Genomic DNA, 12,359 nt, shown 5'->3' on the forward strand with positions numbered 1-12,359 from the left:
GTTTTTTGAGTGTACGGATTAATCAAGCCAGTGCAATGATGAGAACGGGCGAGTCGTTTGATATTTTTAGTCAACGCTTGCTGCTAAATAAGGTCAAAATCAACCTGCATATTGAAAGCGAGGATCGGCTAAGATCAGTTGCTATCGATTTAGTTGAAATTGAAGATCTACTTATGCATAAAAATGTGAAGCGAGTGTTGAAAGGTCTGGCTTGGCTTGTTTTTGCAGGCTGCTTAGGTTTTGTATGCATGATCGGTTTTTATATTTATATGATCTATGGCATTCATCCTTCAGATGAAGGGACGGGCGGTTTAGCCTGTGAGTATGATCGAAATGATCATGTGACCAAGGCAGAAATGTATCGGATACAGGATGGCAAACGAGTGATTACGCCTGTCGATCCATTGCTTTGTCAAAAACAACGCGCAGATTTTCCGAAATAAAAAACCTGATCGAGATCAGGTTTTAGAGAATGCTAGTTTTGAATGATGCTTAGTGATAACCATGTAATTGGCGGTATAGGCCTGGTGTTACACCGGTCCACTTTTTAAATGCACGGTGGAAAGTACTGGTTTCACTAAAGCCGACTTGCTGTGCAACATCTTCAAGCGTTAAGTCTGGATTAAGCAATAAGTGAATTGCAGCATCTCGACGTAAGGCATCTTTCACACCTTGGTAGCTCTTACCTTCAGCGGCTAAACGACGACGAAGTGTTTGTGGCGATAGATACAGCATTGAAGCAACATCGTTCAAGGTTGGCATTTCTTCGCCAATTTGACTCTTCAGCACATCACGGATACGAGACGTTAATGAATTGGTATTTTTAAATTTAACCAATAACTGTGCAGGAGCCGCTTTTAAGAATTCTTCAAGCGTTTCTTCGTTTTGACGAATGGGTAAATCTAAATAATCCGCTGCAAATGTAATTTCAGTTCGTGGTGTATCAAACTGCATTACAGGTGCAAAAAACAAGGCATCATATTCGTCAGCATGTTCAGGACGTTCATAACCGAAGTGTACGCGTTCTAAAGGCAGACGACGTTCAATCAACCAAGAAGCGAGACCATGCCAAATCATCAGCATACTTTCTGTAATGAAATGGTCTGGGTCCATAGATTTTGGAATTTGAGGAACTAAACGTGCTTCGTGTTTATCACGTTCTAGTGTCACTGACCATTCATCACCAAACAGTTTATAGAACTGCGAAGACAATTCAAGTGCATCACCAAGGGTTTTTGCATGAATAATCAATTGGCACATAATGGCAAAAGTACCCAAGCGGCGCGGTTGAATATCAAAACCGACGTGTTCGTCTTGGGTCACCATCCACAACATTTTAATAAAACGTGTGTATTGTTCAGGTGAAATACGGGCTTTGGGTTGGCGTAGAAGTTCAGCCTCAATGCCAACATGAGACAATAAAGTTTCGACATCCATGCCGAGACGTTTCACACCAGTTAAGGCTGCGTTGACGAAATGGATACTGATCGTATCACGACTCATGTTTAATCCTTCAGTCTCTTTAATGTTCACAAATGTTTGACCTAAATGACGCTAAAAAAAGAAATCATGGCAATTTACAACAGCGGTTTTGCCATTTTTACATGGTAAATTGCCGAAACTATCAAGGTAAATGGCTGAACATGACATTGTTTTAATCATTTTATATTTCTACCATGGATAAAAAATCTACACAATTAGAGAAAAATATCCATGGAAGCAGCTTTAAAAGGATTGAAAGTACTCGACTTTTCGACATTACTCCCAGGGCCATTTGCGACCTTGTATTTGGCTGATATGGGTGCGGAAGTTGTGCATATTGAGTCACCGACGCGTCCCGATCTGGTTCGTTTGATGCCACCTTATGCCAATGGGCAAGCCACAGCGCATAGTTATTTAAATCGCAATAAACAATCCATCGCATTAGATTTAAAAGATCCGAAAAGTATTGAATTGATCAAAGCCAAAATTTCAGATTTTGATATTGTGGTAGAACAATTTCGTCCAGGTGTTATGCAACGCTTGGGTTTGGATTATGCAGATTTGGCCGAAATTAATCCGCGACTTATTTACTGCTCGATTACGGGTTATGGTCAAACCGGACATTACAAAGACCGCGCAGGGCATGACATCAATTACTTGGCTTTATCGGGCATTTCAGGTCATAGCGGACGCCAAGACAGTGGCCCGCCACCGATGGGGATTCAAATCGCCGATGTCGCAGGCGGATCAATGCATGCGCTTACTGGCATCTTAGCTGCGGTGATTGAGCGTTACCGTAGCGGTTTAGGACAATATATTGATATTTCCATGACCGATTGTGCCGTAGCATTGAACAATATGGCTGCAGCAGGAGTATTGGCTGCCAATGCGGTAACCGCGGCAGAGACGGCACATCTGAATGGCGGAAGTTTCTATGACTATTATCGAACCCAAGATGGTCGTTATCTGTCTATAGGTGGTTTGGAGCCACAGTTTTTACATGGATTGGCGCAAATTCTCGATTTACCCGCTTTAGCGACGCAAGGCATGTCATTTGATCCGCAAGACCAGACTGAAATTAAGCATGCAATTGCCCGAAAAATACTAACCAAAACATGGGCTGAGTGGAAAAAGATTTTTGCCTCTCAAGATGTCTGTGTGGAACCAGTTTTAAGTTTGGACGAAGCTCTAAATTCACAATTGGCCCAAGAGCGGCATTGGTGTGTTGAAGTTCCGCTACAAGAAGGCGACACAATGACACAAACTCAACTGGCATGTCCGATTAAATTTTCTAGATCAGCATTGATTTATACCCATGTGGGTAAAACTTTAGGTGCGGATAATTCGTTATGAATGGTATAAAAAAAGGTGATAAGTTAAACAATAAAACCTTTAAAATCTCTTAATTAGATAAACATCTATGTAAATATTGAGGGTTGTTAACAAAAAAATAAATAAATTATACAAATGTGAGAGTATTATGTGAACTATTAACACAATTGGTATATAGGTCTCCAAATGAAAATAGCTGTGAGTAAACTTGGATCTTTATATCTTAGCCTCGGAATAATGCTTGCGGGTTCAGCAACCCAAGCGGCAACTACTGCAGATGCTTTCAGTTCTGAAAGCCCATGGATGTTCGGTGATTGGAACGGTCAACGAACAGCTCTCCAACAGAAAGGTTACGATTTTAGTTTTAGTTATGGTGGCGAATTAGCCACTTTGTTAGATGCAAAGCATGCTTCTGGTCATGGCACTGAATATGCGGACCAATTCGCGATCGGGGCACATCTCGATTTAGAAAAAATTGCAGGTTGGAAAGATACCGAAGCGCAAATCAATATCACTGAACGTAATGGTCGTTCATTGTCTCAAACTTCAGATGCATTAAATGGTCATTTAAGTGCAACACAAGAAGTGTGGGGTCGTGGTCAAACTTGGCGTTTGACTGATTTTTGGATCAAGAAAAAATTCTTAGACCAAAAATTAGATATTAAAGTCGGTCGTTTTGGTGAAGGTGAAGATTTCAACAGCTTTGACTGTGACTTTCAAAACTTAGCACTTTGTGGTTCACAAGTGGGTAACTGGGTCGGTGACCAATGGTACAACTGGCCAGTCAGCCAATGGGCTGCTCGCGTGAAATATAACATTCAGCCTGAACTCTACGCACAAGTCGGGGTTTATGAATACAACCCTGAAAATCTAAAACGTGGTAAAGGTTGGAACTTGAGTACTGGATGGTTCTAAAGGTGCGATTATTCCTGCTGAAGTGGTGTGGACTCCAAAAGTGGGGACACAAAAGCTACCGGGTGAATACCGTGCAGGTTACTACTACAGTACCGCTGATGCCGATGTCATTGATAGCCCAGTAAATGAAAAAGATCACCATCAAGGTGGTTGGATTGTGGCGAAACAACAACTGATAGCACACAAAGACGATGCCTCACGTGGCTTAAGCGGTTTTGTGAATGTCACTGTGCATGACTCAGACACCAACAATGTAAGTGATATGCAAAACATTGGCTTGGTATACAAAGGTGCATTCGATGCACGTCCTCAGGATGAAATCGCGATTGGCTTAGGTCGTATCAGCATTAATGATGATGTGAATGACGCCAATATTGCCAATAACAGCGTTGATGCACGCGGTCTACAAAGTGAAGAGTATGACGCAGAAATTTACTACGGTATTCATGCGGCAAACTGGCTGACTATTCGTCCTAACATTCAATATATCCGTCACGTCGGTGCTTACAAATATGGTGAGAATGCGTGGGTTGGCGGTATCAAATTTCAAACAGCATTTTAATTGATGTCCAATTAGAGTTCTTATAAAAGCAATTCGGTAATTCTGAGAAGAATTACGACATTTCCCCCTTGAATTGTTTTTGTAACAACTTCTCTTTGCGACATAAAAACGGTGGTGCGTTGAATGAGTTTCACGCATCAAATACAACATTCGACAATAGAGGTGGTCAACATGAGCAACCCATCTACTGGAACTGGGATGCGAACATTTACCGTCGTTGTGATGGCAATTTTCGCCTTGGTTCTATTGATTGGTGGTATCTGGCTGGCAGTCCTTGGCGGTTCTTGGTACTACATAATCGCCGGCCTGTTAATGCTGGCTTCAGCAATATACTTAAGAAAAATTCAAAACAGTTCTTTATACATTTATGCAGCGTTAATGCTGGGTACAGTGATTTGGGGACTTTGGGAAGCAGGTTCTGACTTTTGGGCACTTGCACCTCGTTTTGATATTTTAGGCTTATTGGGCCTTTGGTTGCTGATTCCTGCCGTGACACGCGGTATGGAAAATGGCAAAACTGCGAAAATTGCATTATCAGGCACACTGGTGATTGCGATTATCGTAATGATCTATTCAATTTTTAATGATCCGCAAGAAATTAACGGTGAAATTAAAAATGCACAACCTCAAACAGCCAAAGCGATTGAGGGTATTGCTCCTGAAGATTGGCCTGCCTATGGTCGTACACAAGGTGGTGTACGTTATTCTCCACTTGCTCAAATCAATAGCGATAACGTTAAAGATTTAGAAGTGGCGTGGACTTTCCGTACAGGTGAATTGCCAACAGAAAATGACTCAGGTGAAACCACAAACCAAGTCACTCCGATTAAAGTCGGCAATGACATGTTTATGTGTACAACTCACCAACGTTTAATTGCACTTGATCCTGCGACAGGTAAACAAAAATGGGCATTCGATCCTAAGCTTAAAGCGGACAATACCTATCAACATTTAACATGTCGTGGTGTGTCTTATTTTGACGCTGCAAATACCACTCAGTTTGCAAAAAGCTTAGAGAACAAACGCTCGACTTCAACTGAGTGTCCGCGCAAAGTGATCTTGCCTGTAAATGATGGTCGTTTGGTTGCAGTCAATGCTGACACAGGTAAAGCATGTAGTGACTTTGGTCATAACGGCGAAGTCGATCTACAAAAAGATATGCCTTATCCGTATCCAGGCGGTTATATCCCAACTTCACCTCCAGTGATTACTGGCACAACCATTGTGATTGGCGGTTCAACTACCGATAACTTCTCGACTAAAGAGCCATCTGGTGTCATCCGTGGTTATGATGTCAATACCGGTGAATTATTGTGGATCTTTGATACTGGTGCACAAGATCCGAATGCTATGCCAGGCGAAGGAAAAACCTTCTCTGTTGCGTCTCCAAACGCATGGGCACCTTTAGCATATGACGAAAAACTTGACATCGTTTATGTGCCAACAGGTGTAGGCACACCAGACATTTTTGGTGGTCACCGTACGCCATTAGATGAACGCTATGCGAACTCAATGTTGGCATTAAATGCATCGACTGGTAAATTAATTTGGAATTTCCAAACCACGCATCATGATTTGTGGGATATGGATGTACCATCACAACCTTCATTGGCAGATATCAAAGATAAATCAGGTAATACTGTTCCTGCGATCTATGTCTTAACCAAAACAGGTAATGCATTCGTCCTTGACCGTCGTACCGGTAAAGCGATTGTGCCAATCACTGAAAAAGCGGTTCCACAAACTGTAAAACGTGGTCCACAAACTAAAGGTGAGCATTATTCTGCAACTCAACCATTCTCTGATTTTGATTTAGCACCAAAAGATAAATTGACTGATAAACAAATGTGGGGTGCCACTATGTTTGACCAGTTGATGTGTCGTGTGTATTTCAAATCATTAAACTACGACGGTATTTATACACCACCTTCTGAAAATGGCACATTGGTATTCCCAGGTAATCTTGGGGTATTTGAATGGGGTGGTATGTCGGTGAACCAAGACCGTCAAGTTGCTGTGATGAACCCAATTGGCTTGCCATTTGTGACTAAGTTGATTCCTACAGATCCAAACCGTGAGCAAACTGCGAAAGGTGCGGGTACTGAACAAGGCGTGCAACCGATGTATGGCGTACCTTATGGGGTGGAAATCAAAGCATTCTTGTCACCACTTGGCTTACCTTGTAAACAACCTTCATGGGGCTTTACTGCGGGTGTAGATTTAAATACACATGAAGTGGTCTGGAAAAAACGTATTGGTACAATTCGTGACAGTTTACCGAAATTGTTCCAATTACCTGCTGTGAAAATTGGTGTACCGGGTCTTGGTGGATCAATCTCGACTGCTGGTAATGTCATGTTTATAGGCGCAACACAAGATAACTATATCCGTGCAATCAATGTAACGAATGGTGATACTTTGTGGGAAGGTCGTCTACCAGCAGGTGGTCAAGCGACTCCAATGACTTATGAAGCAAATGGTAAACAATATGTTGTGATCATGGCTGGTGGTCATGGTTCATTTGGTACAAAACTTGGTGATTACCTTGTTGCGTATGCTTTACCAGATAAAAAATAAGTGATTTTACATCGCTAAATAAAAAGCCCGATTTATCGGGCTTTTTATTGGCTTAAATTCTTTATGTAAATTTATGCTAAGTAATGGAGAAATAATTCAATATATTAATAAATAAAAAGTAAATGACCGGAATCCGCTATATCAGTGAAATTGCGACAGTCTTATCAATAAAATCGCTATTAAATATGTAAAAAACGCATTTTCTTGATAGATAAAATCTCGTTATGCTGTGCATTGTTATAATAGAAATTACTAGCTGTACGCCATGTATTTATATACTGATTTTGACCAGCAACTGGTTAATGAACGTGTTGCACAGTTCCGTGATCAAACGGAACGTTATTTAGCAGGTAAATTGACGGAAGATGAATACCGTCCACTGCGTCTTCAAAACGGCCTTTATGTACAACGTTATGCACCGATGCTACGTATTGCAGTACCTTATGGTCTGATGAATTCTAAACAATTACGTAAAATTGCGTCATTGGCTCAGGACTATGACCGTGGTTATGCGCACGTATCTACTCGTCAAAACATTCAGTTTAACTGGCCTGCACTAGAAAATGTGCCTGATATGTTACAAGAGCTCGCATCTGTTCAAATGCATGCGATTCAAACTTCGGGTAACTGTATTCGTAACACAACTACTGACCAATATGCAGGTGTGGTTGCGGGTGAAATTGCTGACCCACGCCCAACGTGTGAATTGATTCGTCAATGGTCAACTTTCCACCCAGAATTCGCTTTTTTGCCACGTAAGTTCAAGATTGCAGTTTCAGCACTGGAAGAAACTGATCGTGCGGCAACGTCTTTCCATGATATCGGTGTGTATATCGTGAAAAATGAAGCAGGCGAGATTGGCTATAAAATCAAAGTTGGTGGTGGTTTAGGCCGTACACCAGTGATTGGTAGCTTTATTCGTGACTTCTTGCCACGTGAAGATTTGATTGCTTATTTAGAAGCGGTACTTCGTGTATACAACTTACACGGTCGTCGTGATAACAAATATAAAGCACGTATCAAAATTTTGGTGAAAGCATTAACACCAGAAGTATTTGCAGAGAAAGTGGAAGCTGAATTTGCACATACCATCAAAACGTTAAAAATTGATGCTGATACCTTGGCGAAAATGGATGAGAACTTCACACCATTTGATTACCAAGATTATGCGGATGAAGATTTCGCAGAGCAATTTGCCGCAGAGCCGAAATTTAAACAATGGTTCAACATCAACACCAATGCACATAAAGTCAAAGGTTACCGCATCGTTACGATTTCTTTGAAACGTGCGGGTATTGCACCGGGCGATATGACTGTTGAAGAAATGAACCTGATTGCTGACTTGGCTGACAAATATACCTTTGGTGAGTTCCGTACCACACATGAGCAAAACATTGCGCTTGTGGATGTACCACAAAAAGATTTGTTTGATCTATGGAAAATCCTTGATCAACACAATCTTGCACGTGCGCATATTGGGTTCTTAACCGATATCATTTGCTGCCCAGGTGGTGATTTCTGTTCATTAGCAAATGCGAAATCGATTCCAATTTCTGAAGCCATTACACGTCGTTTTGATGACTTAGATACCATTTACAATTTAGGTAAATTGGATCTGAACATCTCTGGTTGTATGAATGCGTGTGGTCACCACCATGTCGGTAATATCGGTATTTTAGGTGTAGATAAAAAGGGTGCTGAATTCTATCAAATCACTTTGGGTGGTAATGCCGACCATGATGCATCGATTGGTGACATCTTAGGCCCATCATTTGCAGCTGAAGTTGTACCTGACATCATCGAAGAAATCTTAAATACTTATCTAGACCTGCGTGCTGAAGGCGAAGAGTTTATTGATACTTACCGCCGTGTTGGCATCCAACCATTTAAGGAGCGTGCATATGCTTAATACAGCACTACAAGTCCTCTCTAAAGATGGCTCGATTGCAGACAATACTTACCAAGTCATTGGTGAAGATGGTGTGTTGCCACAAGGTGACGTGGTTTTAACAGTTGAGCAGTTAGATCAACTTGCGAATGTAACTGGTAAAAAAGCACTTTTCGTAACGGTGGATGCTTCACCTGAAACCAATGAATTCCCGCTTGATCAGTTAGATGCAATCTTTATCGAGTTTGCTGGTTTTAACGATGGTCGTGGCTATTCATTTGCTGCCTTGTTACGTCGCCAAGGTTTTCAAGGCGAGCTACGTGCAACAGGTGATGTATTCAAAGATGTGTTGAACTACATGAAGCGTTCAGGTTTCGATACTTTTGTAGTGAAAGAAGGTAAAGATATTGCTGAAGCTGCTGCTGGCTTAGGTGATTTTACCAATCCATATCAAGCTTCAACTGCAGTGCCGCAAGCGCATTATCAAACTGGTGCTTAAGTGCCTTGATCAATAAAAAAGCCTCCATTCGGAGGCTTTTTTATTGATCGAAATACTTTTAATGAGTGATTATTCATTTTTAAGCTGGCAATTGACCATCCATTTAATGCCGAACTGATCGGTAAATGCGCCATACAGCGCACCCCAAAAGGTCTTTTCGAGAGGCATTTCTATAGAGCCTCCTTTGGACAATGCATCAAACAGTCGTTTGGCTTCAGCTTGTTCACTGCTGTCTAAATTAATCGAAATATAGTGATTGCTGCCTAAGGTAAAGGGTTGATTGGATTGCGCACAGAATTGTTCGTTGACATCTGAGGCCATCAGCACGGTAAATTCATTGATTGGCAAGGAAATATGCATAATCTTTTGCTGTTCTGCATCAGACAGTGAAATGCCTTCCTCAGCAGGCATGTCACCATAACGCATCACATTGAGGAATTCTCCACCAAATACAGAACGATAAAAATTAAAGGCTGCCTCGGTATTGCCTTGAAAATTCAAGTAGTGATTAAGCTGCATAAAAAGTCATCCATTTTTTTATTTAGACATTTATTTTAAGAGCCTTTACTGAGCTGTATGTGAATAATTTATGTCTAAAATGTAAGCATAAAAAAACCCTCTTACAGAGGGGTTTTCAGTCTCCCTCCTTTATTAAAGGGGGGTTAGGGGAGGATTAAGGAATATTCCCTCTAAATCGCCCTTTGCGAAGGGAGTCTACAAAGGATTAAAGCAATTCAATCGCCACAGCAGTCGCTTCACCACCACCGATACATAGTGCTGCAATACCACGCTTACCACCTGTACGTTTTAATGCCTGGATCAGCGTTAAGATAATGCGTGAACCGGTAGAACCAACAGGATGTCCAAGCGCACAAGCACCACCATTGATATTTACTTTTTCAGCATCTAATTTAAATTCATCAATAGGGCACATCGTGACCATCGCAAAGGCTTCATTGATTTCCCATAAATCTACATCAGCAACATTCCAACCCGATTTATCTAGAACTTTTTGAATTGCGCCTACAGGTGCAATGGTAAACTCGGATGGATGCTGAGAATTTGATGCATAAGCCACAATTTTTGCGAGCGGATTTAAACCTTTTGCTGAAGCTTGATCTGCTGATGTTAAAACTAAAGCAGATGCGCCATCAGAAATAGAACTGGCATTGGCAGCGGTAATCGTTCCATCTTTAGCAAAAGCAGGGCGCAGCGTTGAAATTTTTTCGATATTAGCGTTAAAAGGCTGTTCGTCTTTATCGACAATCACATCGCCTTTACGACTCGAAACAGTGACAGGCACGATTTCGTCAGCAAAATAACCCTCAGTAATTGCAGTTTGTGCACGTTTAAGCGAGCGAATGGCGAAGTCATCCATTTGTTCACGTGTATAGCCTTTGGTATTTGCCATATCCTGCGCAAAAGACCCCATGAGTCGGCCTGTTTCTGCATCTTCTAGGCCATCTAAGAACATGTGATCTTTAACGTCACCGTGGCCCATACGGTAGCCAGCTCGTGCTTTGGTCAATACATACGGCGCATTGGTCATTGATTCCATACCACCTGCAACCACGACTTGAGCTGAACCTGCTTTAATCATATCTGCCGCTTGCATCACGGCCTTCATCCCCGAACCACACAGCTTGTTGATGGTTACGGCACCAGTTGAATCTGGAAGACCAGCCTGACGCATCGCTTGACGGGCAGGACCTTGTTTCAGACCAGCTGGAAGCACACAGCCCATAATGACTTCTTCAACATCTGTTGGTTGTAAACCCGCGCGTTCGATGGCTGCTTTAATTGTGACTGCGCCTAATTCAGGTGCAGTGACAGCGGCTAAACTCCCTTGAAAACCACCCATTGCTGTACGGGCACCATTCACGATGACGATATCAGTCATTACATATCTCCATTTTCTTATACATTAATTTTTGAATACGTCAGCAGTATAAGTAAAATTGAACAGGAATAAAGCAAATTTAAAAGGCTGCTTTGGACTCACCGGTTCTCAAATTAGCAACTGGTTGGGTTTTCAAATCGTAAATGTCCCATTCGACTTAAGACTGCTCGGATCGGTTGAAGTGTTGATTTCGAACAGTAGTAGAAACTACCATTTGAACCATTGGGTAAACCGGAGCTGGCCTGAAAGGTTAGGCTCGGAATGTGTAAAGTCCCACGCCAAGAGAGGTCCCCATATTTTAAGTTAAGTTTGTCTTGTAGTAATATTTTTTCATTTGCGTCGACTTGGCGGTTTTTATTACTGTCAATAAATATAATCAGACCACTGTTCCAGTTGTTAGGTTGGCAAAGTTTAAAGTCAAGACTAGGACAAATCACAATATTGGAATGATAAATAGTGGCATGAGCCCGTGCGAATGCATTGTGATTTTGAATAGTCGATTTGATGTTATTCGCTTCTCGCTGCGCCATTAAATTGTTGAAATGTGGTAAAGCTATCGTCACGATAATGACAATAATCGCAATTGAGACCAAAAGTTCAAATAAAGTAAAGCCAGTTTCTTTGTTGTAAGACATTGATTTAATCCAAAATTTAATATTATTTTTCTCTGTACACGACAAATTTCATAGGATCCTTGTCCTATCAGGCTTTTTCTTTCTTAAAATTGCTAGCACTTTCTTAAATTCTTCTTTTTTTCCAAAACCAATCAAACGTAGAATAGCCATTTGAACATAGTCCAAACCGTAGCGAAATAAACTTACTGAAAGTCGTCCATGCTTCTTTATTTTTATCGCTTTTTTCCGATCATGTTGCCATTCACCTGTTAAATAGCACCAACAGAAACCGATAGCTAGCACTGCTATCAATTTCTTGACTCGTCTAGGGTCTGTTAAACGAGTATTTTCAAGATTGAATCCACGTCCTTTGAGACAACTAAATAACGTTTCGATTTCCCAGCGTAATGCATAATCACGAATAGCAGAAGCATTAAACATAGGAGAAACAACAAGTAAAAGCTCTCCATCTTCTAATCGTAGCGCACTAATATACAGTTTCACTCGACCAACCCAAATACGTCGTTTACGACATTCAGTTTGACCAACTTGAAGATGACGAAATAAATCACTAATTTTATGATTCTTGG

9 protein-coding genes and 2 pseudogenes are annotated in these 12,359 nt (G+C 41.3%); 6 read left to right on the top strand and 5 right to left on the bottom strand.

Features of this window, described 5'->3' with window-relative positions:
* The first annotated feature begins 35 nt into the window (after window positions 1-35).
* Window positions 36-443 carry a hypothetical protein gene (locus FTU17_RS11125; protein ID WP_257227393.1) on the top strand — a complete coding sequence of 136 codons (408 nt, stop codon included), beginning with the start codon at window positions 36-38 and terminating at the stop codon, window positions 441-443.
* 49 nt (window positions 444-492) lie between these two features.
* On the opposite strand, the gene FTU17_RS11130 is transcribed toward FTU17_RS11125, so the two are convergent.
* A complete protein-coding gene (locus FTU17_RS11130; protein ID WP_078190094.1) occupies window positions 493-1,503 on the bottom strand; it encodes an AraC family transcriptional regulator in 1,011 nt (336 codons plus the stop codon).
* A gap of 210 nt (window positions 1,504-1,713) precedes the next feature.
* Here FTU17_RS11130 and FTU17_RS11135 point away from each other — a divergent pair, with 210 nt between their 5' ends.
* The 5 genes and pseudogenes from FTU17_RS11135 (at window position 1,714) to FTU17_RS11155 (ending at window position 9,255) form a co-directional block, all read left to right on the top strand.
* The gene (locus FTU17_RS11135; RefSeq protein ID WP_180107381.1) at window positions 1,714-2,835 is read left to right on the top strand and encodes a CaiB/BaiF CoA-transferase family protein; all 1,122 of its coding nucleotides are present in this window, start codon (window positions 1,714-1,716) and stop codon (window positions 2,833-2,835) included.
* 216 nt (window positions 2,836-3,051) lie between these two features.
* A pseudogene (locus FTU17_RS11140) lies at window positions 3,052-4,291 on the top strand (carbohydrate porin).
* A gap of 171 nt (window positions 4,292-4,462) precedes the next feature.
* Window positions 4,463-6,868, top strand: coding sequence for a glucose/quinate/shikimate family membrane-bound PQQ-dependent dehydrogenase (locus FTU17_RS11145; protein ID WP_180135497.1), 2,406 nt, complete (start codon window positions 4,463-4,465; stop codon window positions 6,866-6,868).
* A 265-nt stretch (window positions 6,869-7,133) separates the two neighbouring features.
* On the top strand, window positions 7,134-8,777 hold the full coding sequence (locus tag FTU17_RS11150; RefSeq protein ID WP_078194255.1) for a nitrite/sulfite reductase: 1,644 nt from the start codon (window positions 7,134-7,136) through the stop codon (window positions 8,775-8,777).
* Window positions 8,770-9,255, top strand: coding sequence for a DUF934 domain-containing protein (locus FTU17_RS11155; protein ID WP_180085417.1), 486 nt, complete (start codon window positions 8,770-8,772; stop codon window positions 9,253-9,255). The genes FTU17_RS11150 and FTU17_RS11155 overlap by 8 nt, the downstream gene beginning before the upstream one ends.
* A gap of 69 nt (window positions 9,256-9,324) precedes the next feature.
* On the opposite strand, the gene FTU17_RS11160 is transcribed toward FTU17_RS11155, so the two are convergent.
* The 4 genes and pseudogenes from FTU17_RS11160 to FTU17_RS11175 form a co-directional block, all read right to left on the bottom strand.
* Window positions 9,325-9,774 (bottom strand): VOC family protein, encoded by a 450-nt coding sequence (locus FTU17_RS11160; protein ID WP_180135499.1) that lies wholly within the window; start codon window positions 9,772-9,774, stop codon window positions 9,325-9,327.
* Between the two features lie 205 nt (window positions 9,775-9,979).
* A complete protein-coding gene (locus tag FTU17_RS11165; protein ID WP_180135500.1) occupies window positions 9,980-11,155 on the bottom strand; it encodes a thiolase family protein in 1,176 nt (391 codons plus the stop codon).
* Window positions 11,156-11,268: 113 nt separating this feature from the next.
* The gene (locus tag FTU17_RS11170; protein WP_168379539.1) at window positions 11,269-11,790 is read right to left on the bottom strand and encodes a GspH/FimT family protein; all 522 of its coding nucleotides are present in this window, start codon (window positions 11,788-11,790) and stop codon (window positions 11,269-11,271) included.
* Between the two features lie 48 nt (window positions 11,791-11,838).
* Window positions 11,839-12,359 (bottom strand): annotated as a pseudogene (locus tag FTU17_RS11175) (IS4-like element ISAba33 family transposase); the annotation flags it as partial.

It is taken from the genome of Acinetobacter sp. YH12070, from assembly GCF_013419625.1.
In the GTDB taxonomy this organism is placed as follows: domain Bacteria; phylum Pseudomonadota; class Gammaproteobacteria; order Pseudomonadales; family Moraxellaceae; genus Acinetobacter; species Acinetobacter amyesii.